This is a genomic window from Rhodococcus antarcticus (genome assembly GCF_026153295.1).
GTDB lineage: Bacteria > Actinomycetota > Actinomycetes > Mycobacteriales > Mycobacteriaceae > Rhodococcus_D > Rhodococcus_D antarcticus.
Genome location: NZ_CP110615.1, coordinates 928,416 through 952,604, shown reverse-complemented (window position 1 = coordinate 952,604; position 24,189 = coordinate 928,416). Strand labels below are relative to the sequence as shown.

The 24,189-nt window shown below is 73.2% G+C and carries 20 protein-coding genes and 1 riboswitch; of the genes, 7 read left to right on the top strand and 13 right to left on the bottom strand.

Annotated elements, in window-relative coordinates; translation table 11 throughout:
* The first annotated feature begins 17 nt into the window (after nucleotides 1-17).
* Complete coding sequence (locus tag RHODO2019_RS04695) at nucleotides 18-1,040, top strand: alpha/beta hydrolase (RefSeq protein WP_265383854.1); 1,023 nt, start codon at nucleotides 18-20, stop codon at nucleotides 1,038-1,040.
* Here RHODO2019_RS04695 and cobN read toward each other — a convergent pair.
* Nucleotides 1,004-4,612 (bottom strand): cobaltochelatase subunit CobN, encoded by a 3,609-nt coding sequence (gene cobN / locus RHODO2019_RS04690; RefSeq protein WP_265383853.1) that lies wholly within the window; start codon nucleotides 4,610-4,612, stop codon nucleotides 1,004-1,006. The two genes, RHODO2019_RS04695 and cobN, sit on opposite strands and share 37 nt — an antisense overlap.
* A 35-nt stretch (nucleotides 4,613-4,647) precedes the next feature.
* Nucleotides 4,648-4,766: riboswitch (cobalamin riboswitch) on the bottom strand.
* Nucleotides 4,767-4,871: 105 nt separating this feature from the next.
* Between cobN and RHODO2019_RS04685 the strand changes: the two genes are divergently transcribed.
* On the top strand, nucleotides 4,872-6,374 hold the full coding sequence (locus RHODO2019_RS04685; RefSeq protein WP_265383852.1) for a WS/DGAT/MGAT family O-acyltransferase: 1,503 nt from the start codon (nucleotides 4,872-4,874) through the stop codon (nucleotides 6,372-6,374).
* 10 nt (nucleotides 6,375-6,384) lie between these two features.
* A complete protein-coding gene (locus RHODO2019_RS04680; RefSeq protein WP_265383851.1) occupies nucleotides 6,385-7,764 on the top strand; it encodes a mycothione reductase in 1,380 nt (459 codons plus the stop codon).
* Between the two features lie 40 nt (nucleotides 7,765-7,804).
* Here RHODO2019_RS04680 and RHODO2019_RS04675 read toward each other — a convergent pair whose 3' ends face one another.
* Complete coding sequence (locus RHODO2019_RS04675) at nucleotides 7,805-8,620, bottom strand: alpha/beta fold hydrolase (RefSeq protein ID WP_265383850.1); 816 nt, start codon at nucleotides 8,618-8,620, stop codon at nucleotides 7,805-7,807.
* A gap of 122 nt (nucleotides 8,621-8,742) precedes the next feature.
* Here RHODO2019_RS04675 and RHODO2019_RS04670 point away from each other — a divergent pair, with 122 nt between their 5' ends.
* The gene (locus tag RHODO2019_RS04670; RefSeq protein WP_265383849.1) at nucleotides 8,743-10,176 is read left to right on the top strand and encodes a sugar porter family MFS transporter; all 1,434 of its coding nucleotides are present in this window, start codon (nucleotides 8,743-8,745) and stop codon (nucleotides 10,174-10,176) included.
* A complete protein-coding gene (locus RHODO2019_RS04665; RefSeq protein WP_265383848.1) occupies nucleotides 10,173-10,577 on the top strand; it encodes a hypothetical protein in 405 nt (134 codons plus the stop codon). Before RHODO2019_RS04670 ends, RHODO2019_RS04665 begins: the two co-directional genes overlap by 4 nt.
* Here RHODO2019_RS04665 and RHODO2019_RS04660 read toward each other — a convergent pair whose 3' ends face one another.
* From RHODO2019_RS04660 to dxr, 8 genes are all read right to left on the bottom strand, one after another.
* A complete protein-coding gene (locus RHODO2019_RS04660) occupies nucleotides 10,578-11,423 on the bottom strand; it encodes a shikimate 5-dehydrogenase (RefSeq protein ID WP_435532175.1) in 846 nt (281 codons plus the stop codon).
* A 98-nt stretch (nucleotides 11,424-11,521) separates the two neighbouring features.
* The gene (locus RHODO2019_RS04655) at nucleotides 11,522-13,039 is read right to left on the bottom strand and encodes a cobyric acid synthase (RefSeq protein WP_265383847.1); all 1,518 of its coding nucleotides are present in this window, start codon (nucleotides 13,037-13,039) and stop codon (nucleotides 11,522-11,524) included.
* A 133-nt stretch (nucleotides 13,040-13,172) separates the two neighbouring features.
* On the bottom strand, nucleotides 13,173-14,030 hold the full coding sequence (map, locus tag RHODO2019_RS04650; RefSeq protein ID WP_265383846.1) for a type I methionyl aminopeptidase: 858 nt from the start codon (nucleotides 14,028-14,030) through the stop codon (nucleotides 13,173-13,175).
* A gap of 79 nt (nucleotides 14,031-14,109) precedes the next feature.
* On the bottom strand, nucleotides 14,110-15,915 hold the full coding sequence (locus RHODO2019_RS04645) for a penicillin-binding transpeptidase domain-containing protein (RefSeq protein WP_265383845.1): 1,806 nt from the start codon (nucleotides 15,913-15,915) through the stop codon (nucleotides 14,110-14,112).
* Between the two features lie 55 nt (nucleotides 15,916-15,970).
* Nucleotides 15,971-16,807: a GNAT family N-acetyltransferase gene (locus RHODO2019_RS04640; protein ID WP_265383844.1), complete on the bottom strand. Its 837-nt coding sequence runs from the start codon at nucleotides 16,805-16,807 to the stop codon at nucleotides 15,971-15,973.
* A 179-nt stretch (nucleotides 16,808-16,986) separates the two neighbouring features.
* Nucleotides 16,987-18,156 carry a flavodoxin-dependent (E)-4-hydroxy-3-methylbut-2-enyl-diphosphate synthase gene (ispG, locus tag RHODO2019_RS04635; RefSeq protein ID WP_265383843.1) on the bottom strand — a complete coding sequence of 390 codons (1,170 nt, stop codon included), beginning with the start codon at nucleotides 18,154-18,156 and terminating at the stop codon, nucleotides 16,987-16,989.
* 10 nt (nucleotides 18,157-18,166) lie between these two features.
* Nucleotides 18,167-19,408, bottom strand: a complete 1,242-nt coding sequence (locus RHODO2019_RS04630) for a M50 family metallopeptidase (protein ID WP_265383842.1) — start codon at nucleotides 19,406-19,408, stop codon at nucleotides 18,167-18,169.
* Between the two features lie 3 nt (nucleotides 19,409-19,411).
* Nucleotides 19,412-20,608, bottom strand: coding sequence for a 1-deoxy-D-xylulose-5-phosphate reductoisomerase (gene dxr / locus RHODO2019_RS04625; RefSeq protein WP_265383841.1), 1,197 nt, complete (start codon nucleotides 20,606-20,608; stop codon nucleotides 19,412-19,414).
* Between the two features lie 81 nt (nucleotides 20,609-20,689).
* On the opposite strand from dxr, the gene RHODO2019_RS04620 reads away from it, so the two are divergent.
* Nucleotides 20,690-20,959 carry a DUF2631 domain-containing protein gene (locus RHODO2019_RS04620; RefSeq protein WP_265383840.1) on the top strand — a complete coding sequence of 90 codons (270 nt, stop codon included), beginning with the start codon at nucleotides 20,690-20,692 and terminating at the stop codon, nucleotides 20,957-20,959.
* Nucleotides 20,960-20,962: 3 nt separating this feature from the next.
* On the opposite strand, the gene rlmN is transcribed toward RHODO2019_RS04620, so the two are convergent.
* Nucleotides 20,963-22,084: a dual-specificity RNA methyltransferase RlmN gene (rlmN, locus tag RHODO2019_RS04615; RefSeq protein WP_265383839.1), complete on the bottom strand. Its 1,122-nt coding sequence runs from the start codon at nucleotides 22,082-22,084 to the stop codon at nucleotides 20,963-20,965.
* A gap of 116 nt (nucleotides 22,085-22,200) precedes the next feature.
* Here rlmN and RHODO2019_RS04610 point away from each other — a divergent pair, with 116 nt between their 5' ends.
* Nucleotides 22,201-22,542 (top strand): LapA family protein, encoded by a 342-nt coding sequence (locus RHODO2019_RS04610; RefSeq protein ID WP_265383838.1) that lies wholly within the window; start codon nucleotides 22,201-22,203, stop codon nucleotides 22,540-22,542.
* On the opposite strand, the gene RHODO2019_RS04605 is transcribed toward RHODO2019_RS04610, so the two are convergent.
* Both RHODO2019_RS04605 and RHODO2019_RS04600 read right to left on the bottom strand, forming a co-directional pair.
* Nucleotides 22,527-23,273, bottom strand: a complete 747-nt coding sequence (locus RHODO2019_RS04605) for a class I SAM-dependent methyltransferase (RefSeq protein WP_265383837.1) — start codon at nucleotides 23,271-23,273, stop codon at nucleotides 22,527-22,529. The genes RHODO2019_RS04610 and RHODO2019_RS04605 overlap by 16 nt on opposite strands.
* Nucleotides 23,274-23,278: 5 nt before the next feature.
* A complete protein-coding gene (locus RHODO2019_RS04600; protein ID WP_265383836.1) occupies nucleotides 23,279-24,133 on the bottom strand; it encodes a phosphatidate cytidylyltransferase in 855 nt (284 codons plus the stop codon).
* Between the last annotated feature and the right edge of the window lie 56 nt (nucleotides 24,134-24,189).

Here is a 24,189-nt window from a genome sequence, read left to right as displayed (position 1 = left end):
CACTACCATCGCCGCCCATGGGCAACTGGGTTCCGGACATCCTCGGCGACGGCTACGAGCAGTGCACCCTCGAGCTGGGGCCCGACCCCGACGGCGAGGGCGACGTGGTGGCCACCCTGGTCCGGCACACCTCCGCGACGCCGTCGACCCGCGGTGCCGTCCTCTACGTGCACGGCTACACCGACTACTTCTTCCAGACCGGGCTCGCCGAGCACCTCGCCGCCCAGGGCCTCGCGTTCTTCGCCCTCGACCTGCGCAAGTGCGGCCGCTCGATCCGTCCCGGCCACACCCCGCACTACACGACCGATCTCGTGCAGTACGACCAGGAGCTCGACCGGGCGCTGTCGATCATCCGCGCCGAGCACGCCAGCGTGGTGGTGGTCGCACACTCCACCGGCGGGATCATCACCCCGCTCTGGCTGGACCGCCGCCGCGACCGTGGCCAGACCGGGGTGCAGGGCCTGGTGCTCAACAGCCCGTGGTTCGACCTCCAGGGCCCGCCCTACTACCGCCACGTCGGCACGCTGGGGATCGACCTCGTCGGGCGCCTGGACGGCATGCGTCTGCTCAACAAGGACGAGGCCGACGCCTACGGGGTGAGCCTGCACGCCAGCCGTGAGGGCGAGTGGGACTACGACCTGGAGTGGAAGCCGCTCAACGGGTTCCCCGTGCGGCTGGGCTGGCTGAGGGCGGTGCGCCGCGGGCACGCGCAGCTGCACCGCGGGCTCGACGTCGGGTGCCCGTCGCTCGTGCTGCGGTCGGTGCGGACCCGGTTCGCCACCCACTACACACCGGAGGTGGACACCGCTGACGCCGTGCTCGACGTGCGGCAGATCGCGCGCTGGGCCGGCTGCCTCGGCGGGCGGACGTCCGTGGTGCCGCTCGACGGGGCCCGGCACGACGTCTTCCTGTCCCAGGAGCCGGCGCTGACGGCGGCGTACGCCGAGCTCACCGCGTGGCTGGACGCCACCGTCCCCGCCTCAGCGCCGGGTGGTCACGGAGCTCAGTCGCCCTCGAGCTCTCCCTCCAGCTGCAGGTAGGTGGCCTTGAGCTGCGCGATCGTGGCGGGGTCGGGCTCGGCCCACATGCCGCGCTCCGCCGCCTCGAGCAGCCGCTCGGAGATCCCCCGCAGCGCCCACGGGTTGGACTTCTCCATGAACGAGCGCACCTGCGGGTCGAACACGTAGGCCTCGGACAGCTTCTCGTACATCCAGTCCTGCACCACCCCGGCCGTGGCGTCGTAGCCGAACAGGTAGTCCACCGTGGCCGCGAGCTCGAAGGCGCCCTTGTACCCGTGACGCTGCATGGCCGTGACCCACTTGGGGTTCACCACCCGCGAGCGGAACACCCGCAGGGTCTCCTCCCCCAGCGCCCGGGTCTTCACCGCGTGCGGCACGGCCGAGTCCCCCACGTAGGCAGCGGGATCGGAGCCGGTGAGGTGGCGGACCATCGCCACCATGCCCCCGTGGTACTGGAAGTAGTCGTCGGAGTCGACGATGTCGTGCTCGCGGGTGTCCACGTTCTTCGCGGCCACCTGGATGCGGGCGAAGCTGCGCTCCATGTCCCCGCGTGCCGGGGCCCCGTCGAGGCCCTTGCCGTAGGCGTAGCCGCCCCAGGTGGCGTACACCTCGGCCAGGTCGGCGTCGTCGCGCCAGTTCCGTGCGTCGATCAGGGGCAGCAGGCCCGCCCCGTACGCGCCGGGCTTGGAGCCGTAGATGCGGGTGGAGGCGCGGCGGGCGTCCCCGTGCTCGGCCAGGTCGGCCCGGTAGCTGGCGGCGACGAAGTTCTCCCCGTCGTCCTCCGGCAGCTCGGCCACCGCCCGCACGGCGTCGTCCATCAGGGTGATGACGTGCGGGAACGCGTCGCGGAAGAAGCCGGAGATGCGGACGACGACGTCCACCCGGGGGCGACCCAGCTCGGCCAGCGGCACCACCTCGAACCCGGTGACCCGGCGGCTGGCGTCGTCCCAGGTGGGCCGGCAGCCGAGCAGGGCGAGCACCTCGGCGATGTCGTCGCCCTGGGTGCGCATGGCCGAGGTGCCCCACACCGTCAGGCCCACCGAGCGCGGGACCTCCCCGGTGTCGGCCACGTGCCGGGCGATCAGCGAGTCGGCCAGCGCGACCCCGACGTCCCACGCGTTGCGCGACGGGATGGCCTTGGGGTCCACGGAGTAGAAGTTGCGCCCGGTCGGCAGCACCGAGACCAGGCCCCGGGTCGGCGAGCCGGACGGGCCGGGCTCGACGAAGCGGCCGTCCAGGGCGCGGAGGGTGTTGGTGATCTCGTCGGTGGTCCGGGCCAGCCGCGGCACCAGCTCGTCGCGGGCGAACACCAGCACCCGGGCCACGTCGTCGCCCCACTCCTGGCTCACCGCGGGCAGGGCGACCACCAGCCCCATGGCTGTGTCCTCCACCCGGTCCAGCACCACCGAGGCGCGCTCGCGGCCCCCGCCGAGGGCTGCCGGCACCTGCAGCACCACGCCCGGGTCCGCGAGCAGGTCGTCCTCGCTGAGCCCGACGTGCGCGCACAGGGCGTTGCGCAACCCCGGCACCGCCCCGTGCACGCCGCCGAACACCTGCTTGGCCCGCAGGATCGCGAGCACGTCGGCGTGCAGCTCGGAGCCCTCCGGCGCCCGGCCGAGCACGTGCAGCCCGTCGCGGATCTGGACGTCCTTGACCTCGCAGAGGTAACCGTCCACGTGCAGCACGAAGTCGTCGAAGTCGTCCGGACCGGGGATCTCGTCCTGGTGCAGGTCGCGGTGCAGCTGGGCGGCGGTGACGAGCTCCCAGATCTGCTGGCGCAGGACGGGGACCTTGTCCGGGTCGAGCGCCGCGACGGTGGCGTACTCGTCGAGCAGCTGCTCCAGCTGGGCCATCTCGCCGTAGCTGTCCGCCCGCGCCATCGGCGGGATCATGTGGTCCACGACGGTGGCGTGCGCGCGGCGCTTGGCCTGGGTGCCCTCGCCGGGGTCGTTGACGATGAACGGGTAGACCAGCGGCACGTCGCCGAGCACCGCGTCCGGCGCGCAGTCCGCCGAGAGCCCGATCCCCTTGCCCGGCAGCCACTCCAGGGTGCCGTGCTTGCCCAGGTGGATCGCGGCGTCGATGCCGAAGCTGCGCCGCAGCCACAGGTAGGCCGCGAGGTACTGGTGGCTGGGGGCGAGCTCGGGGTCGTGGTAGATCGCCACCGGGTTCTCGCCGAAGCCCCGCGGCGGCTGGACGATGAGCACCACGTGACCGAAGCGCAGGGCCGCCACGTACAGCGAGTCCCCGTCGACGTAGAGGGTGCCCGGCGCCTGGCCCCAGGCCTGCTCCACCGAGGCGCGGAACCCGGACGGCATGCCCGCGAACCACTCCCGGTAGTCGGCGACCGGCACGCGCACCTCGGCGGCGGCCATCTGCTCGCTCGTCAGCCACTCCACGTCGTGCCCGCCGGAGGCGATCAGGCGGTGCACCAGGGCGTCGCCATCGATCATGTCCGGGTCGAAGCCACCCAGGTCGTAGCCGGCGTCGCGCAGGGCCTTGAGCAGCACCACCGCGCTGGCCGGGGTGTCCAGGCCGACGGCGTTGCCCACCCGGGCGTGCTTGGTGGGGTAGCTCGACAGCACGATGGCCAGCTTCTTGTCCGCGTTCGCCGTGTGCCGCAGCACCCCCAGGCGCACCGCGGTCCCGGCGAGGCGAGCGGCGCGCTCGGGGTCGGCGACGTACACCGGCACCCCGTCGGCGCCGAGCTCCTTGAACGAGAACGGCACCCCGATGAGGCGGCCGTCGAACTCGGGGATCGCGACCTGCATGGCGGCGTCCATCGGGGTCAGCGCCGCGCTGGAGTCCAGCCAGGCCTCACGGCTGGAGGTCAGGCACAGCCCCTGCAGCACGGGCACGTCGAGCTCGGCGAGCGCGCCGACGTCCCAGGCGTCCTCCGAGCCCCCGGCGCTGGCGGACTGGGCGACCGCCCCGCCCGCGGCCAGCACGGTGGTGACGAGCACGTCGCACTCCGCCAGCGCTGACCGGAGCCCGGCCGCGTCGTCGGCCGACAGCCCGCGCAGGGAACCGCACCACACCGGCAGCGGACGCCCCCCGGCGGCGGTGACGGCCTCGGCCAGGGTCTCGACGAAGCCGGTGTTGCCGCTGAGCTCGTGGGCCCGGTAGTAGACGAGGCCCACCACGGGCCCGGCGCCCCCGGGGACCACCCCGCGCACCCCGAACGACGGCATGGGTGCGGGTGCCTCGAAGCCCTCCCCGGTCAGCAGCACGGTGTCGGACAGGAACGCCGCGAGCTCGCGCAGGTTCCCCGCGCCCCCCTCGGCGAGGTAGGCCAGGGCCTGGCTGGCGACCCCCGACGGCACGGTCGACAGCGCCTGCAGCTCGGCGTCGGGCACGGACTCCCCGCCCAGGCACACCACCGGCCTGCCGCTGGCGAGCACGGCGTCGAGCCCCTGCTCCCAGGAGCGGCGTCCGCCGAGCAGCCGGACGACCACGAGGTCCACCCCGTCGAGCAGGGCAGGCAGGTCCTCGACGCCGGTTCGCGAGGGGTTGGCCACCGTCCACCCCGCGTCGGCCGCACGGGCGGCGAGCAGGTCGGTGTCGGCGGTGGAGAGCAGCAGGGCGGCAGGCACGGTGTGGGGTCCTCACCGGGGTGGCGCGCCCCGAGTCGAGTGGCACGGCGCGGGTGGGGTTCCTGGCTCGGTCACCCGGACGGGAGACCTCACAGTTGCGCGACAGCCCCGGGTTCGCACCGGGTTCCCTGCCACCACCGCCGTTCTGGTGCGTCCGAGCCTAGTGGTGCCAGGAGGACGTGGTCGGGGTCACAGACGGTCGGGTACGTTCGGCACCCGCGGGACGGGTGTGCACCCGACGCGTCGAACAAGGAGTGCCATGCGCCAGCTCAGCCCGCTCGACGCCCAGTTCCTCAACGCCGAGACGTCGACCACGCTGGTGCACGTCGGATCGTTGACCATCGTCGACACCGCGGACTCGCCGCGGGGGGACCTGACGGTCGAGGACCTGCGCGAGCTCATCGGTGGTCGGCTGCACCTCATCGGACCCCTGCGCTGGCGCCTGCACGAGGTACCGCTGGGCCTGGACCTGCCGTACTGGGTCGAGTCCGAAGAGTTCGACCTGGAGTACCACATCCGCGAGATCGCCCTGGTGGCGCCGGGCACCGACGAGCAGCTCGGTGAGCAGGTGGCCCGTCTGGCCGCGCGGCCGCTGGACCGCTCCCGCCCGCTGTGGGAGTGCTACCTGATCCACGGCCTGGAGAACGGCCGCAAGGCGCTGTACACCAAGGTCCACCACTCGGCGATCGACGGCGTCTCGGGCGCCGAGGTGCTCGCCGTGATCATGGACGCCACCCCCGAGCCCCGGGAGGTGGAGCCCCCGGACCCCGACGCCGAGCCCGACGAGGCCCCCGGCACGGCCCAGGCCGTGCTCCGCGGCGTCTGGAAGATCGCGGCCCGACCGGCGCGCTTCCTGCTCAACGCCCCGACCATGCTGCCGCACGTGCTGGACCTGCCCGGGGCGCAGACCATCCCCGGTGTCCCGCAGGTGGCCAAGGTGGTGGGCACCGTGACCCGGATGGCCGGGCTCAGCGTCATCGGCGACCGCCCCGACCCGGCGCCGGTCCCGCCGCGCACCCCGTTCAACGGCCCCATCACCCCGCACCGGCGCTTCGCGTTCACGTCGCTGCCGCTGGAGGAGGTGAAGGAGGTGAAGAACGCCTTCGGCCTCACCGTGAACGACGTGGTGATGGCGCTGTGCACCACGGTGCTGCGGACCTGGCTCCTCGAGCACGACGCCCTGCCCCGAACGCCTCTCGTGGCCGCCATGCCCGTCTCGGTGCGCACGCCGGAGCAGATGGGCACGGGCGGCAACCAGATCGCCTTCATGCTCACCGCGCTGCCGACCCAGGAGGACGATCCCGCCCAGCGGCTGGACGACCTGCACGCCTCGCTGCTGGAGGCCAAGGAGCGCTTCGACGCCGTGCCCGCCCAGCTCCTGCAGGAGTACAGCTCCGTGCTGCCGCAGGCCCTGCACGGACTGGCCTCCCGGACCTTGCTGCGCGCCCTGACGATGGGGTCACCGCCGTTCAACCTCTTCATCTCCAACGTGCCCGGCCCGCAGCTGCCGCTGTACACGGCCGGGTCGCGGGTGACGGGCAGCTTCCCCGTCTCGGCGGTGAGCGACGCCGGCGGCGGCATCAACATCACCGTCATGTCCTACGACGGCCACCTCGACTTCGGCATCATCGTCTGCCGCGAGATGGTGCCGGACGTGTGGGACATGGCCCGCGGGCTGCACGACGCGATGGACGAGCTGCTGGAGATGGCTCGCCAGCAAGCCACGGGCGGTCGACGCAAGGCCCGGTCCACGGCCCGGTAGCGTTGCCGCGGTGAGGCACTTCGACCTGGTGGTCATCGGCAGCGGCTCGGGCAACACGATCCTCGACGGCAGGTTCGACGACCTCGACGTCGCGATCCTGGAGCAGGGGACCTTCGGCGGCACCTGCATCAACGTGGGCTGCATCCCCACCAAGATGTACGTCTACGCGGCCGACCAGACCCTGGCCGTGCGGGACGCGCACCGCTTCGGGGTGGACGCGCACGTCGACGGGGTCCGGTGGCGCGACATCGTCGACCGCGTCTTCGGCCGCATCGACCCCATCTCGGTCGGGGGAGCGACGTACCGCGCCGAGGGCACGCCGAACACCACCGTGTTCACCGGCCACGCCCGGTTCGTCGGACCCCGCACGATCGAGACGGGGACCGGCGAGACCATCACCGCGGACCGCATCGTGATCGCGGCCGGCTCACGGCCGGTGATCCCCGCCGAGGTCCGCGACTCCGGGGTGCGGTTCCACACCAACGACGACGTGATGCGCCTGCCCGAGCTGCCCGAGCACCTCGTCATCATCGGCGCGGGGTACATCGCCTCGGAGTTCGCGCACGTGTTCGCCGCCCTCGGCAGCCGGGTCACCGTGATCGCGCGCAGCGCCACGATGCTGCGCGCCCAGGACGACGACGTCAGCACGCGCTTCACCCGCCTGGCCCAGGAGAAGTGGGACGTCCGCCTGGAGCGCACCGTCGCCGCCGTGCGCGGCACCGGGGGCGCGGTGGAGGTGGAGCTCGACGACGGGTCCGTGGTTCACGGGGACGCCCTCCTCGTCGCCGCCGGGCGCGCACCGAACGGGGACGAGCTGGAGGTCGCCACCGGCGGGATCGGCCTGCACCCCGACGGCCGCATCCGCGTCGACGCGCAGCAGCGGGTGCTCACCGACGACGGCAGCGTCCTCGACGGCGTGTTCGCCCTCGGCGACATCTCCTCGGAGCACCAGCTCAAGCACGTGGCCAACCACGAGGCCCGCGTGGTCCAGCACAACCTCCTGCACCCCGACGCGCTGCGGGCCAGCGACCACCGGTTCGTGCCTGCCGCCGTGTTCACCGACCCCCAGATCGCCACCGTGGGACTCACCGAGCGCGCCGCGCGGGAGCAGGGCCTCGACATCACGGTGAAGGTGCAGGAGTACGCCGACGTCGCCTACGGCTGGGCCATGGAGGACCGCGAGGGCTTCTGCAAGGTCATCGCCGAGAAGGGCACCGGGCGCCTGCTCGGCGTCCACGTCATGGGCGCGCAGGCTTCCAGCATCATCCAGCCGGCGATCCAGGCGCTGAGCTTCGGCCTCAGCGCCACCGACATGGCCACCGGGCAGTACTGGATCCACCCCGGTCTGCCCGAGGTGCTGGAGAACGCCCTGCTGGGCCTCGAGGTCTAGACCCGAGCTCCGCTCACCAGGACACTCCCCCGAGCTCCGCTCACCAGGGGCTCGAGCGCAGCACCACCTCGGTGGCCAGCGCCGCAGCGGCGTCCTCGGGGATCCAGTGGCCCACCCCGGCCAGCTCGACGAAGCGGTACTCAGCCAGCACGTGCCGCCCGGTCGACACCGCCTGGGTGCGGCCGAGGAACTCGTCCTCGGTGCCCCACAGGAAGGTCGTGGGGACCTCCACGTCCGGCGTCGCGCGGAACTCCGCCGAGCCCCGTGCCCGGTACCAGCCCAGCGCCGCGTCCAGGCCCGCCGGTCCGGTGACGGCCTCGGCCAGGTCGTGGCCCTCCCCGACCAGGGCGCGCAGCCGGTCGGTGCCCCCCGCCAGCACCTGCTCGGCCGCACCCGGCACCGCGAAGTCGCGCATGTAGGCCGACCGGCTGCGCTGGTCGGCGTCGGTGGCCAGCGCGTCGGACAGCGCGGTGGGGTGACCGACGCTGGCGGCCACCAGGCTGCTCACCCGGCCCGGGTGCCGCGCAGCCAGCTGCCAGGCCACCGCTGCACCCCAGTCGTGGCCCACCACGTGCGCGTACCCCACGCCGAGGGCGTCGAGCAGCCCGAGGGCGTCGGCCACCAGGTGCTCCACGGCGTAGGCATCGTCCCCGGTCGGGCGGGCACCCGGGGAGTAGCCCCGCTGGGCCGGCACGATCGTGCGCAGACCCGCGCCGTGCAGCCTCGGGAGCACGGCGTCGTAGCAGCCCGGGCCCTGCGGGAAGCCGTGCAGCAGAAGCACGGCCGGCCCATCGTCGGGGCCGTCGGTGTGGACGGTGAACGTGAGCTCGTCGACGCTGACGTGCTGGACCGGCATGGTGGGCGACGCTACCGGCCCTCGGATCAGCCGCTCGGCGCGCCCGGGCGTAGCGTCCCGGCTCGGGCCGTGCGAGGACGACGCGACGGGTGCGTCGGCCGGCCCCGGTGAGGGTGGGCGAGATGGCGGACACGGCGACATCCCGGGCGGACGGCTCCAGGTCCGGCTCAGGGCAGGCGGACCTCGCGCACGCGGTGTTCTTCTCCTCCGCCGCCGCACTGGGGGGGTTCCTCTTCGGCTACGACACCTCCGTCATCAACGGCGCGGTGGACGCGATCCAGCAGCGCTTCGAGGTGGGCACCGCCGTCACCGGCCTCACGGTCTCCCTGGCCCTGCTCGGGGCGGCGCTGGGCGCCTGGTACGCCGGCGCGCTGGCCAACCGCTTCGGCCGGATCCGCGTCATGCAGGTCTCGGCCGCGCTGTTCGTCATCAGCGCGATCGGCTCCGCCTTCCCCTTCGACATCATCGACCTCGCGTTCTGGCGGGTGATCGGCGGAATCGCGGTGGGCGTGGCGTCGGTGATCTCCCCGGCCTACATCGCCGAGATCTCCCCGGCGGCCTACCGCGGCAGGCTCGGGTCCATGCACCAGCTGGCCATCGTGCTCGGTATCGCGGTCTCCGCGCTCGTCAACTACGGCCTGGCCCAGGCCGCGGGGGGCTCCGCGTCGAACCAGCTCCTCGGCGTCCAGGCCTGGCAGTGGATGCTGCTGGTCGCGGCCGTGCCCGCCCTGCTCTACGGCGTCATGACGCTGACCATCCCGGAGTCCCCGCGCTACCTCGTCGGCCTGGGCCGCACCGAGCAGGCCCGCGGCATCCTCGCCGACCTCGAGGGCGGCGACGAGGAGCAGGTCCAGTCCCGGCTCGACGAGATCAAGTCGTCGTTGCGCAGCGACGAGAAGTCGCGGGTGCGCGACCTGTTCATGGGCCCCAACAAGATGGTCCCGCTGGTCCTGCTCGGGGTGGCCCTGGCCGCGCTCCAGCAGCTGGTCGGCATCAACGTGATCTTCTACTACTCATCCTCGCTGTGGCAGTCCGTCGGCATCGGCGAGGACCGCTCGCTGCTCATCAGCGTCGTCAGTGCCGGCGTGAACATCGCCGGCACCCTCGTGGCCATCTCCATCATCGACCGCGTGGGGCGGCGCCCGCTGCTCATCACCGGCTCCATCGGCATGACCCTGGCGCTGGGCACCGCCTCGTGGGCGTTCTCCTACTCCCAGACCGTGGACGGCACGGCCACGCTGCCCTCGCCGCAGGGAACCATCGCCCTCGTCGCGGCCAACCTGTTCGTGTTCTTCTTCGCCCTGTCCTGGGGCCCCACGGTCTGGGTCCTGCTCAGCGAGATGTTCCCGAACCAGTCCCGCGCGGCGGCGGTGGCGGTGGCCACCTCGGCGAACTGGATCGCGAACTTCGCGGTCACGGTCACGTTCCCGACCTTCTCCGACCTCAACCTCTCGGTCACCTACGCGGGCTACGCCGCGATGGCGCTGCTGTCGCTGTTCGTGGTGCTGAAGTTCGTCAAGGAGACCAAGGGCCGCTCCCTCGAGGACGTCCGGTGAGCGCGCCGAGGCTGGGTGCGGCAGTGCTGGTGCTCGGCATCCTGCTGTCGGCGTGCGGCGGACGCTCGGCGGCCCGAGTGCCCGACGTCCTGCCCCCCAACGCGGTCGGTCCTGGCCGCGTCACCGCCCAGGAGGTCATCGACGGCTTCACCGCGGCCGGGCTCGACACGACCGGCGCGCGCGACACGACCGCGGCCGACTGCCCCGGGTCCGGCTGCAGCCAGGCGATCAGCACGGACGACGTGGTGGTGCGGGTCTTCCCCACCTCCGGCCGCGCCGAGATCTACTCGAACTCGGTGGGGATCTTCCACATCGTCGCCACCTCGCTGACCTTCAGCGAGGGCGTCAGCGTGGACCTGCAGCGTCGCTACGAGACGGCCACGAAGAACGTCGCCGGCTGATCACGCCCGGGAGAGCACGAACTCCCGTGCGGCCGTGATGATCTCTGCGCCGGGGACGATCCCGGTGTAGAGGGTGAACTGCTCGACCGACTGCAGCACCGTCACCTGGAACCCGTCCACGGTGGGCGTGCCCTGCTGGCGGGCCAGACGCACCAGCCGGGTCTCCAGCGGGTACGCGACGCTCTCCAGGACGTACCCGGCGGTGTCCACCTGCGCCGGGGTGAACGGGAGTCCGTCCTGGTCCGGCTCCATGCCGACAGGGGTGGCGTTCACGAGCAGCTCGGCGGCCACCGGTACCGGCGACCAGGCGCAGCCGTGCCGCTCGGCGAGCGGGCGGCCGGTCGCCTCCGTGCGGGCCGCAACCGTCACGGAGGTGAACCCGGAGTCGTGCAGGCCGGAGACGATCGCCCGCGCCATGCCGCCACTACCGGTCACGCAGACGGTGGCCGCGCGCGGGACCCCGAGCCCGGCCACCAGGGCCTGGACCGCCGTCACGTCGGTGTTGTGCCCGGTGAGCACCCCGGCGTCGTTGACGATCGTGTTGACGGCTCCGATGCGGGCCGCCGAGGGGGCGACGTGGTCGAGCATTGGGATGACGTCGGACTTGTAGGGCATGGACACCGCAGCACCGCGGATGGGCAGGCCCCGGATACCGGCGACGGCCTGCGCCAGGTCGGTGGGGGCGAAGGCCTTGTAGACGAGATCGGCGCCGGTGGCCCGGTAGAGGAAGTTCTGCAGCCGCGTGCCGGTGTTGCCCGGGCGCGCGGCGAGCGAGACGCACAGCTGGGTGTCCTTGGTCAGGGTCAGCCGCACGTCGTCCAGGTCGGCGAGGGGCAGGTGGTCCACGGCGAGCGACGCTACCGGGCGCGGTGTCCCGCGAGGGCCCCACCGATCGGGACTGGATCCGGCCCGTCAGCCGGAGCCCCGGGTCGAGGTCCAGGAGGTCAGGGCTCGGGGGACCCGGGCGGGACGAAGGGCAGCCCCCGCGGCACGCCGTGCTCGATCAGCGCCACCAGCGCAGCCGTGTCCAGGTGCGCCTCGACGAGGTCACCCAGCAGGTCCAGCTGGGCCTCGCGCTCGGCGGCGACATCGGTGTCCGGGGCGACGACGAACCCGGTGCAGCCCGCCGTTGCCGCCACCTCGGTGAGCCACGCGCGACGGAAGGCGTCGTTGGCCAGCAGCCCGTGCCAGTGCGTGCCGTGGACGCTGCCGCGCCGGCTGCCCTCCCCCGGCTGCTCCAGGAGCACGGGATCACCGGAGCGGACCACCCGGCCGTGGTGGATCTCGTAGCCACGCACCGGCTCGCCCATCGCCACCCCGCTCGGCCGGGCCAGCACCTTCTCCGTCTCGAACACGACGTCGAGGTCCAGCAGCCCGAGTCCCGCGACCTCCCCGGCCCCGGACTCGACTCCGTCGACGATCCGCCGGCCCAGCATCTGGTAGCCACCGCACACCCCCAGCACCGGCTTGCCGGCCGCGGCGTGGGCGAGCACCGCACCGGCCATCCCCGTGCGCCGCAACCACCCGAGGTCGTCCACGGTGGACTTCGAGCCCGGCAGCACCACCACGTCGGCGTCGAGCAGGCGGGAGGGCTCGGTCACCCAGCGCACCGCCACCCCCGGCTCGCAGGCGAGTGCCTCCACGTCGGTGGCGTTGGACACCCGGGGCAGCCGCACCACGGCCACCCGCAGCCAGCTCGAACCGTGTGGCGGGGCGGGACGTCCGACGGTGCCGTCCGCGACCGTGGACAGCGAGTCCTCGGCGTCGATCCACAGGGCGTCGGTGAACGGCACCACGCCCAGGGTCGGCCGCCCGGTGAGCGCGCGCAGCTGCTCCAGCCCTGGAGCGAGCAGGTCCTGGTCGCCCCGGAACTTGTTGACGACGAACCCCGCCACCAGCGCCTGGTCCGCGGCGGAGAGGACGGCCACGGTGCCGAACAGGTGCGCCAGCACGCCGCCCCGGTCGATGTCGCCCACCACGATGGTCGGCAGGTCACCCGCGCGGGCCAGACCCATGTTCGCCAGGTCGGTGGCGCGGAGGTTGATCTCCGCCGGGGAACCCGCGCCCTCGCAGACCACCACGTCGAAGCGGGTGCGCAGGGCGGCCAGGCCGTCGGCCACCACGGCCGCGAGCTCGGTGCGGTGGCGGTGGTAGCTGGTGGCGCTGACCTGGCCCCGGGCGCGGCCGTTGACCACGAGCTGCGAGGTGCGGTCGCTGCCCGGCTTCAGCAGCACGGGGTTGAACGCCACCGACGGCTCCAGCCCGCACGCCGCGGCCTGCAGCGCCTGGGCTCGGCCGATCTCCCCGCCGTCCAGGGTCACGGCCGAGTTGTTGGACATGTTCTGCGCCTTGAACGGGGCGACGCTCACCCCCTGCCGGTGCAGCCAGCGGCAGATGCCGGCGACCAGGACGCTCTTGCCCGCGTCGGACGTGGTGCCCGCGACGAGCAGCGCACCCCTCACGCGACCGGTGCCCCGCCGTCGGGTCCGCACGACGCGGCAGGGACGGCCCCGGAACGACGATGGGCGCGCACGACGCGAGCAGGGGCGGCCCCCGGGACGTGCGCGGGGCGCGAGGCCGGGGGTGGCGCCGCGATCACGGCAGGGTCAGGATCTCGGCGCCCGCCGCGGTGACCAGCAGGGTGTGCTCGAACTGCGCGGTCCAGCTGCGGTCCTTGGTCGTCACCGTCCACCCGTCGTCCCACTGGTCGTGGTCGATCCCGCCCAGGGTGATCATCGGCTCGATCGTGAAGGTCATTCCCTCCTCGATCACGGTGTCGACGTCGGGGTTGTCGTAGTGCAGCACCACGAGCCCGCTGTGGAAGGTGCGCCCGATCCCGTGACCGGTGAAGTCGCGGACCACCCCGTAGCCGAACCGCGCGGCGTAGGCCTCGATGACCCGGCCGATGACGTTGAGCTGGCGGCCCGGCTTGACGGCCCGGATCGCCCGCATGGTGGCCTCGTGGGTGCGCTCCACGAGCAGCCGGGCCGGTTCGCTGACCTCGCCGGCCAGGAACGTGGCGTTGGTGTCCCCGTGCACACCACCGATGTAGCCGGTGACGTCGATGTTCACGATGTCGCCGTCGTCGATGACCGTGGAGTCCGGGATGCCGTGGCAGATGACCTCGTTGAGCGAGACGCAGCAGCTCTTGGGGAACCCCCGGTAGCCCAGCGTCGACGGGTAGGCGTGGTGGTCGAGCAGGTACTCGTGCACCACGCGGTCGACCTCGTCGGTGGTGACGCCGGGGGCCACGGCCGCCCCACCGGCGGCGAGGGCCTGCGCCGCGATCCGACCGGCCACCCGCATGGCCTCGATGACCTCGGGCGGCTGCACCCAGGGGTCGGTGCTGCGGGCGGGGCCCTTCTTCCCGACGTACTCGGGGCGGGGGATATCGCGGGGCACGGAGCGCTCGGGCGAGAGGTGGCCAGGGGCGAGCGGGGCGCGGACGGGCATGGACTCCAGGTTAGCCGCGGGCCGCGGAGCCCGCGGCCCGCGCGTCAGCCCGCCAGGAGCGCCGTCCGCACCCGCGCCGTCAGCCCGCGGGGAGCGCGGTCAGCAGCTGCTTGGTCACCGCCACGGCGTTGGTCGAGCTGCCACCGTCGACCACGAGCGTCGCGAACGCGAGGTCGCCCCGGTAGCCCACGAACCAGGCGTGGCTCTGCGTGCCGTCGCCGAACTGGGCCTCGCCGGTCTTGCCGTAGACCTCACCGAGCCCGCGGAGGGAGGTGGCGGTGCCCTCGGTGACCACGTCGCGCATCATCGTCCGCACCCCGTCGAGCACCGGCCGGGGCACGGCGGGCGGCGGGCGGGTCACCGTGGTGGCGGTGGACCCCCTGATGAGCGTGGGCACCGGCGTGGCTCCGTTCGCCACGGTGGCGGCGGCCAGTGCCATGCCGAACGGGCTCGCCACCACGTCGCCCTGGCCGAAGCCGTCCTCGGCGCGCTTCACCGTGTCCTGCGCCGGCGGCACGGTGCCGGTGACGGTGGTGATGCCGTCGACGGCGTAGTCCGCACCCAGTCCCAGCTGGAGCGCGGCGTCGGTGAGCCCGCTCGCCCCGAGCTGGGTCGCGAGCTGGGCGAACGTCGTGTTGCAGGACTTGGCGAAGGCGAGGCTCAGCGGCACCGTGCCGAGGGCGAACTCGTCGTAGTTGGGGATCCGGCGCGGCCCGATGACGGTGGTGCCGGGACAGTCGACCGGGGTGTCGATGGTGGTGACGCCGGCCTGCAGGGCCGCCGACGCGGTCACGATCTTGAAGGTCGACCCAGGTGGGTAGAGCCCGTTGAGCGCCGGGGTGCCCTGGCCGTCCGCCTCCGGGTTCTGCGCGACGGCGAGCACGTCCCCGGTGGAGGGCTGCAGCACCACGACCATGGCCTGCTTGCCGGCCACGGCGTTCACGGCGTCCTGCGCGGCGGTCTGGATGCCGGAGTCCAGGGTGAGGCTCACCGACGGAGCGGGCTGGGCGGCACCCTGCGCGAGGGTCGCGACGTCAGCACCCGTCGGTCCGACGGTGACGATCGTCCAGCCCGCCTTGCCGTCGAGCTCGTCCTGCACGGTCTGGCGTACCTGGCTCATCAGTGCGGGGGCGAAGGTGCGCGACGGGGTGAGCAGCGCCGCGCGGGTGGGGAACGTGACGCCCGGCAGGTCGTAGATCGCCGGCTTGACGCCCTGGTAGTCGACGTCGCGGAGCCTGGCCACCACGTAGGGCTTGGCGGGCGCCGCGGCCACGGCATCGACGATGGCCTGCTGGGTGATCGAGGCGTCCACCGGGCCGAGCGCGGCGGCCAGCGCACCCGCGACGGCCACCACGTCGCCGGCCTTGGCCGGGTCGAGGGTGACCTGGATGAGGGCGGCGGGGGTCAGCACGGGGGTGCCGTTGCGGTCCAGCACCGCGGCCGTGGGCGCGTCCTTCGTCCGCAGGGCCAGCGTCTGGTTGACGGCCAGCTGCGGGTGCAGGTCCGCCGGACTCCACCGCACCTGCCACCCGCCGCCGCTGCGAGCCATCGGCAGCGAGCCGGAGTAGGTCCACACCCGGTCCTGGGGCAGGGTCCACGTGGCGTCGAACAGCACGGTGGCCGTGTCGCCGGTGGTCTGCACCTGGCTCAGCGTGGTGGCCACCGTCGTCGGCTCCAGCGCGGTGCGCGCGGCGGTCAGCGCGGCCGAGGCGGCGTCCGGGGCGTCGGTGGTGGCGCCGAGCGCGGTGGCGTCCCCGCTGCTCAGCGCAGCCAGGAACGTGTTCGCCGTGCCGTCGGGCGTGGGCGGCGCCGCGCTGCACGAGGCGAGCGAGGTGCCCACCACTGCCGCGACCACCAGGACCAGGATCCGCTGCCGTCGGTTCATCGCCGCCGAGCATAGGCACGGACGTCCACGGTTCCGGCCGTCTCCGTGGAACGGGTCAGTGCAGCAGCACCGTCGCGAAGGTGCCCACCTGGGTGAACCCCACCCGCCGGTAGGCCGCGCGCGCGGGCGCGTTGAAGTCGTTGACGTACAGGCTCGGCACCCGTCCACCGGCCTGCACACCCGCCGCCACCGCGGCGGTGCCTGCCGCCCCCAGACCGCGACCCCGCCACTCCGGGTGCACCCACACGCCCTGGATCTGCCCGGCCAGGGCGGACACCGACCCGATCTCCGCCTTGAACACCACCTCGCCGTGCTCGAAGCGGGCCCACGCCCGGCCGCCCGCGATGAGATCGGCCACGCGGTGCCGGTAGGACCGGCCACCGTCGGAGCCGCGCGGATCCACCCCCACCTCCTCGGTGAACATGGCCACCGCAGCGGGGAGGTAGACGTCCAGCTCGTGCATCTGCACGGGTCGAACCAGCGGGTCCGGAGCGTGCCGGAGCGCCCCGGTCAGGGCCAGCAGGGGCTGCTCCGGCCGCACGTCCCTGGCCGCACCCCAGGTGCCCTCGAGCTCGGACCACATGGCCATCACCAGGTCGGCCGGGCCCACGAGCGAGGAGCAGCTGCGCGGACGGCGGCGGACCCGGTCGCTGAACGCGCGCACGGCCTGCGGAGAGCCGCTCAGCGGCACGAGGTTCACGCCCGAGAAGCACAACGAGTCCTCGACGCGGCCCTGGGTCAGCAGCTCGCCCTGCAACCGGTTCGGGTCCACACCGTGGGCCTGGACGCGCGCCGCCACCATGCACGAGACGACGGGATCGCGGTCGAGCGCGCGGAGGACGGCCGTGGTGTCCCGTGCGCCGAGCTGGCGGACGGAGTGCGTCTTCAGCACCGACCGTCCGCCCCCGCCTCGTCCTGGGTCACGGGCTCACACTGCCACGTCGGGCCCCGGGCCGCCGCCGACCCGCCACACCCGCGGCCTCGTCAGCCGACCCGCCACACCCGCGGCCTCGTCAGCCGACCCACCACACCCGCGGCCTCGTCAGCCGACCCACCACACCCGCGGCCTCGTCAGCCGACGACCACCGACGGGGTCGCTCCTTCGGTCGCGTTCGCCCCGTCGCGCTCCATCTGCTCGGCGATCTTCATGGCCTCCTCGATGAGGGTCTCCACGATCATCGCCTCGGGCACGGTCTTGATGACCTCGCCCTTGACGAAGATCTGGCCCTTGCCGTTGCCCGACGCCACTCCCAGGTCGGCCTCGCGGGCCTCACCGGGGCCGTTGACGACGCAGCCCATGACCGCCACGCGCAGCGGCACCTCCATGCCCTCCAGCCCGGCGGTGACCTGGTCCGCGAGGGTGTAGACGTCGACCTGGGCGCGCCCGCAGGAGGGGCAGGAGACGATCTCGAGCTTGCGGGGGCGCAGGCCGAGGGACTGCAGGATCTGGTTGCCCACCTTCACCTCCTCCACCGGCGGCGCCGAGAGCGACACCCGGATCGTGTCGCCGATGCCCTTGCTCAGCAGGGCCCCGAACGCGACGGCGGACTTGATGGTGCCCTGGAACGCCGGTCCGGCCTCGGTCACCCCGAGGTGCAGCGGGTAGTCGCACTGCTCGGCGAGCAGCTCGTAGGCCCGCACCATGGTCACCGGGTCGTTGTGCTTCACGCTGATCTTGATGTCGTGGAAGTCGTGCTCGGCGAACAGGCCCGCCTCCCACAGCGCCGACTCGACGAGGGCCTCCGGGGTGGCCTTGCCGTACTTGCTGAGGATCCGCGGGTCGAGCGACCCGGCGTTGACCCCGATGCGGATGGGGATGCCCGCGTCCTTGGCCGCCAGGGCGACCTCCTTGACCCGGCCGTCGAACTCCTTGATGTTGCCGGGGTTGACCCGCACGGCGGCGCACCCGGCCTCGATGGCGGAGAAGATGTAGCGCGGCTGGAAGTGGATGTCCGCGATCACGGGGAGCTGGCTCTTGGCCGCGATCTCCTTGAGCGCGTCGGCGTCCTCCTGGCGGGGGCACGCCACCCGGACGATGTCGCAGCCGGTCGCCGTCAGCTCGGCGATCTGCTGCAGCGTGGCGTTGACGTCGTGGGTCTTGGTCGTCGTCATGGACTGGACCGACACCGGCGACTCGCTGCCGACGCCGACCGAGCCGACCATCAGCTGACGGGTGGTGCGGCGCGGCGCGAGCACGGGCTGCGGGCCGTCGGGCATGCCGAGGGAGACGGGAACGGTCACGGAGAACCTCCTACTGGAACAGCTGGACCGGGTTGACGATGTCGGCGGTGATGGTGAGCAGAGTGACCCCGCCGCCGAGCAGGACCACCACGTAGGTCAGCGGCAGCAGCTTCGTGTAGTCGACCGGGGCGCCGATCGGCCGCCCCCGCCGCACCCGGAACAGGTTGCGCACCTTCTCGTACACGGTGACGGCCATGTGACCGCCGTCCAGCGGCAGCAGCGGCAACAGGTTGAACACGCCGATGAACAGGTTCAGTCCTGCCAGCAGCAGGATGAACACCTGCCACAGCCCGCGCTGGGCGACCTCGCCGCCGATGCGGCTGGCCCCCACCACGCTGATCGGCGTGTCGGCGCCGCGCTGGCCCCCGCCGATGGCCTTCACCACGGCGGGGATCTTCTGCGGGAAGTCCAGCAGGCCGGCGAACGTCTGGGCGAACATGCGCCCGGTGAAGGCCACCGAGCCGACCACGGCCGACGCCGGGTTGTAGCTGGTGGCGCCGTAGGTGGCGGCCTCGACACCGATCGCGCCGACGGTCGCCGAGCGGGGCTCTCCCCCCGGGACGCTGACGTAGCGCTGCACCTGGGCGATCGTCACCGGCACGGTGATCGACCGGCCGTCGCGGTCGATCGTGAACGCCGCGGTGCCGGTCAGGGCCCGGGTGCGGGTGACGACGTCGGCGAAGGTGGCGGTGGCCGCACCGTTCACGGCCGTGATGACGTCTCCGTTGCGCAGCCCGGCGGCCGCGGCCGGGCTGGGGTCCCCCGGGGCGCAGTCCGGCAGCGCGTAGCTGGTGCCCGGGTTGTCGGTCAGCCCGTTCTGGGTGGGCTGGGCGCAGGTGGCCGCGCCGACCACGGCCGTGGTCGGTGCGCCGATGTTGGGCAGGCCGTACCCGAGCGCCAGGGCGTAGACCAGCACGATGCCCAGGGCGAAGTGGGTGATGGGACCACCCATCATGACCGCGATCCGCTTCCACGCGCTCTGCCGGTACATGGCCCGGGGCAGCTCCTCGGCGGTGACCTCGTCCAGGGCGGTCATACCCGCGATGTCGCAGAAGCCACCGGCCGGGATGGCCTTGAAGCCGTACTCGGTCTCCCCGCGCCGGAAGCTGAACAGCTTGGGGCCGAAGCCGATGTAGTAGCGGCGCACCTTCATCCCGAAGGCCTTGGCGATGAGCAGGTGGCCGAACTCGTGCAGGGCGATCGACAGGGCGATGCCGAGGGCGAACAGCACCACCCCGAAGGCGAAGACCACGTTCTATACCTCTCGTCCGGCGGACACGGGGGCGCGTCCCAGCAGGTGGCGGGCCCGGGCGCGAGCCCACTCCTCCGCCGCCAGCACGTCCTCCACGGTAACCGGCTCCGCCGACCACTGGCCGGCCCCGGACAGGACGTCGGTCACGGTCCGCACGATCGCGGGGAAGCTCGTCGCCCCCTCGAGGAACGCCGCCGCGGCCTCCTCGTTGGCGGCGTTGTACACCGCGGGCAGGCACCCGCCGCCCTTGCCCGCCGTCCGGGCGAGGTCCACCGCGGGGAACACCACGTCGTCCAGCGGCTCGAACGTCCAGGTGGCAGCGGTGGAGAAGTCGCACGGCGCGGCGGCGCCGGCGATCCGGTCGGGCCAGCCCAGGGCGAGCGCGATGGGCAGCCGCATGTCCGGCGGGCTGGCCTGGGCCAGGGTCGAGCCGTCGGTGAAGGTGACCATGGAGTGCACCACCGACTGCGGGTGCACCGTGACGTCGATCCCGTCGTAGGGGACGTCGAACAGCAGGTGCGTCTCGATGAGCTCCAGGCCCTTGTTGACCAGGCTCGCGGAGTTCAGGGTGTTCATCGGCCCCATCGACCAGGTGGGGTGCGCACCGGCCTGCTCCGGGGTGACGCCCTCCAGCTGCGCCGCCGTCCACCCGCGGAACGGGCCGCCGGAGGCGGTGAGCACGATGCGGGCGACCTCGGAGGCCCGACCGCCACGCAGGCACTGCGCCATGGCGGAGTGCTCGGAGTCCACCGGGACGATCTGGCCGGGTGCGGCCGCGGCGGTGACGAGCGGCCCGCCGGCGACGAGGGACTCCTTGTTGGCCAGCGCCAGCCGCGCCCCAGTGGCCAGCGCGGCCAGCGTCGGCCGCAGCCCGAGCGAGCCGACCAGCGCGTTGAGCACGACGTCGGCCGGGGTGTCCTCGACCAGGCGGGTGGCGGCTCCGGGGCCGGCGAGCACCTCCGTGCCGGGCAGCAGCACCCGGAGGCGGTCGGCGGCGCCAGGATCGGCCACGGCCACCCGGGCGGCCCCGGTGGCGCGGACCTGGGCGGCGAGCGCCCCGACGTCGTGCCCGGCCGCCGCGAGCCCCACCACCGTGAACCGGCCCGGGTTCGCCACGACCACCTCGAGCGCCTGGACCCCGATGGACCCGGTGCTGCCGAGCAGCAGCAGGCGGGTCGGCGGGAGGGCGTCGTCGGTCACGGACCCATCATCCCCGACCGGGGCCGTCGCTGCCCGTGTGCCACGATGGAACCAACGCAGGACGAGGAACCGGAGGCCCCCGTGGCAGGCAAGCAGCTCGAGACGACCACCCGTACCGCGGTCGCCCGCGTCGACGTCTCCGACGAGCCGTCCGTCGAGTGGGGCTGGCACGGTCAGTTCCCCCGCGTCACCCGGCTCATGGGCGTGCTGGTGGCCCTGGGCCTGCTGGCGCTGATGCACGGGAACCACCGCGGGCACATCGAGGACATCTGGCTCGTGGCGCTGGCGGTCGGCCTGCTCGCCCTCATCTTCCGGGACTCGCTGCGCCGCCGGACCGCCTGGCGCAAGTAGCGCTCAGGAGCGGCCGGGCTCCTCGGCCGCCAGCTGTCCGCAGGCGGCCGCGATCTCCTGGCCCCGGGTGTCGCGCACCGTGCAGGACACCCCACCGGCGAGCACCCGGCGCACGAACTCCTGCTCCACCGGCTTCGGGCTCGCGTCCCACTCGCTGCCCGGCGTGGGGTTGAGCGGGATGAGGTTCACGTGCACCCGGGCGCCGAGCGCGCCCCTGAGCTTCTTGGCGAGCAGGTCGGCCCGCCACGGCTGGTCGTTGACGTCCCGGATCAGCGCGTACTCGATGGACACCCGTCGGCCGGTGGAGTCCGCGTAGTAGCGGGCGGCGTCGAGCACCTCGCGCACCGACCAGCGGTTGTTCACCGGCACGAGGGTGTCCCGGAGCTCGTCGTCAGGGGTGTGCAACGACACGGCCAGGGTGACCTGGAGACCCTCGTCGGCGAGCTTGCGGATCGCCGGGGCCAGCCCGACGGTGGACACCGTGACCGAGCGCGCCGAGATGCCCAGACCGTCGGGGTTGGGCTCGATGATCCGGCGCACTGCCGCCACCACCCGGTTGTAGTTGGCCAGGGGCTCCCCCATGCCCATGAACACCACGTTCGACAGCCGGCCGGGGCTGCCCCCGACCTCGCCGTCGCGCATGGCGGCCGCTGCGGCCCGCACCTGGTCCACGATCTCCGCGGTGGACAGGTTGCGGTCCAGCCCGCCCTGGCCGGTGGCGCAGAACGGGCACGCCATGCCGCAGCCGGCCTGGCTGGAGATGCACAGCGTCGCGCGGTCGGGGTAGCGCATGAGCACGCTCTCCACCAGCGTCCCGTCGTGGGCCCGCCACAGCGTCTTTCGGGTGGTGCCCTCGTCGCAGGAGAGGTGTCGCACGGTGGTGAACAGCGTGGGGAACAGCTCGCTGGCCACGGTGTCGCGGACCGCGGCCGGCAGGTCCGTCATCTGCGCCGGATCGGCGGTGAGCCGGCCGTAGTACTGGCGGGCCAGCTGGTCGGCCCGGAAGGCGGGCAGACCGAGGGCCGCGACGGCGGCCCGACGACCGGCCGCGTCGAGGTCGGCCAGGTGACGTGGGGGCAGACCGCGCTTGGGAGCGTCGAAGACGAGGGGGAGGGAGACAGCCATGATGGCCCAGTCTCTCACCTCCGACGGCCCGGACCACCGCCGACCGGTGCCGACCCCCTGCGCGACCCGCGGCCCGTCGTTCGTGACGGATCGCCTGCGGCCGACATCATTGCGCCATGACCACCGATCCCGGAAACCCCTCGTCCTCGCCCGAGCACGGCTCGACCGTCGGCTCCGCACGTCCGGACACCTCCCCGGGCGCGCCGCGAAGGGTGAAGAAGACCCGAGCGGCCAGCAGCTACGCGTTCCTCGTCGTCGGTGCTCTGGTCATGCTGGCGCTGGTCGTCTTCATCGTGCAGAACCTCGGTGCGAGCCCCGAGGTGAAGTTCTTCGGCTGGGGCTACCAGCTGCCGATCGGCATCAACATGCTGATCTCGGCGCTGGCCGGGGCGATCATCACCGGGTTCGCCGGGGCCATCCGCATCCTGCAGCTGCGCCGCGCCTACAAGAAGGCCTGAGCGCCGGCACCGGGGACGCCCGGCGTGCGGCGCCAGTGCACCCGGTAGGCGACGTCCAGGGTCAGCCCGGGGGTGCGCTCGAAGGCACGGTCGGCCACGCGCGCGGAGAACTCGATCCCGAGCACCGACCTGAGGGCGGCGCGGTCGGCGAAGCGCCAGGTCGTGTCCACCCGGCGCAGGCCGAAGCCCCGGTCGGCGAAGAACCGCTCGGCTGCCACCGGGTCGTAGCGGGGCAGGTCGGTGCGCATCCACTCGCCGTACGGCCCGCGGGTGGCGTCGAGATCCACCACCACGAGTACCCCGCCGGGCCGCAGCACCCGCTCGGCCTCGGCCACCGCGGGCTCGCACCCCGGCCCGAAGAAGCAGGCGGTGCGCGCGTGCACCACGTCCGCGCGGGCGTCCGGCAGGGGGAGCCGCTCGCCCGTCCCGGCGAGCACGTGCACCCGGCCGAGGCCGTCGGTGCGGGCGCGGGCGAGCTCGACCAGCGGCGGGTGCGGCTCCACCCCCACCACGGTGCGGGCGGTGCCGGCGAACCGCGGCAGGTGGAACCCTGCTCCGCACCCGACGTCCACGACGTCGAGCCCGGCCCACGGCGCCACCTCTCCGAGCACCGTCCACACGGCGTCGTGCGCGTCCTGGGCAGCGTTCTCCACCTCGTAGACCGCCGGCCAGTGCCAGATGTTGGGGCTGGGCAGAACGGCAGGCGCACGCGCGGCGGGTCTCGGGGGCACGGTCCTCAGACCAGGACGCTGAGCACGAGCCACGAGACGACGGCCGAGGGCAGGATCGAGTCGAGCCGGTCCATCAGCCCGCCGTGGCCCGGCAGGAGGTCGCCCATGTCCTTGAGTCCCAGGTCCCGCTTGACCTGGCTCTCCACGAGGTCGCCCCCGGTGGCCACCACCACGATGAGCGCACCGAACAGCGCTCCGACGAAGGGCGACGCGTCGAGCAGCAGGGAGACCGTCAGTGCTCCGCCGACCACGCCGAGCAGCATCGACCCGGCGAAGCCCTCCCAGGACTTCTTGGGGCTGATGGTCGGGACCATGGGGTGCTTGCCCAGTGCCGCCCCGAACGCGTAGCCGCCGACGTCGGAGCACACCACGCCGATCATGAAGCAGGCCACCCGAGCCGCGCCGTGGTCCTCGGTGAGCAGCAGCACGGCGAACGAGCCGAACAGCGGCACCCAGGCTGCGACGAAGGTCGACGCGGCGACGTCGCGCACGTACCCCTGCGCGCCGCCGGCCAGCCGCCACACCATGCAGACGACGACGGTCGCCGCGAACGCGTCCAGGGCCCCGTCCGGACCGAAGACCCACCCCAGCCACACCATGGCCTGTCCGCCCACCAGCAGCGGCACCAGGGCCACCCGCACCCCGGCGGTGGACGCGGCGGTGGAGACCTCCCACGTGGCCACGGCCATGGCGACGGCCACGATGACGACCCAGGCCTGGGGCACGAGCACGAGGCTCGCGATGATGACACCGCCCAGGGCACCACCGACGGCCAGCGCGGCGGGCAGGTTGCGCCCGGCTCGGGGGGTCGACGGGGTGGCGGGTGCGGCGCCGGTGCGTGCCGAGCCGTTCTTGGTCACCGCTGCCCTCCTCCCCGCTGCTCGCCTCGCCCGTGCTGGACCCGCTGGTGGGGTCG

Excerpts from the sequence above, each read along its gene's own strand:
- rlmN (WP_265383839.1), bottom strand. The coding sequence starts at position 22,084 with ATGGCTGTCTCCCTCCCCCTCGTCTTCGACGCTCCCAAGCGCGGTCTG.
- RHODO2019_RS04670 (WP_265383849.1), top strand. The coding sequence starts at position 8,743 with ATGGCGGACACGGCGACATCCCGGGCGGACGGCTCCAGGTCCGGCTCA.
- RHODO2019_RS04610 (WP_265383838.1), top strand. The coding sequence starts at position 22,201 with ATGACCACCGATCCCGGAAACCCCTCGTCCTCGCCCGAGCACGGCTCG.
- RHODO2019_RS04695 (WP_265383854.1), top strand. The coding sequence starts at position 18 with ATGGGCAACTGGGTTCCGGACATCCTCGGCGACGGCTACGAGCAGTGC.
- map (WP_265383846.1), bottom strand. The coding sequence starts at position 14,030 with ATGCCCGTCCGCGCCCCGCTCGCCCCTGGCCACCTCTCGCCCGAGCGC.
- RHODO2019_RS04675 (WP_265383850.1), bottom strand. The coding sequence starts at position 8,620 with ATGCCGGTCCAGCACGTCAGCGTCGACGAGCTCACGTTCACCGTCCAC.
- RHODO2019_RS04685 (WP_265383852.1), top strand. The coding sequence starts at position 4,872 with ATGCGCCAGCTCAGCCCGCTCGACGCCCAGTTCCTCAACGCCGAGACG.
- RHODO2019_RS04645 (WP_265383845.1), bottom strand. The coding sequence starts at position 15,915 with ATGAACCGACGGCAGCGGATCCTGGTCCTGGTGGTCGCGGCAGTGGTG.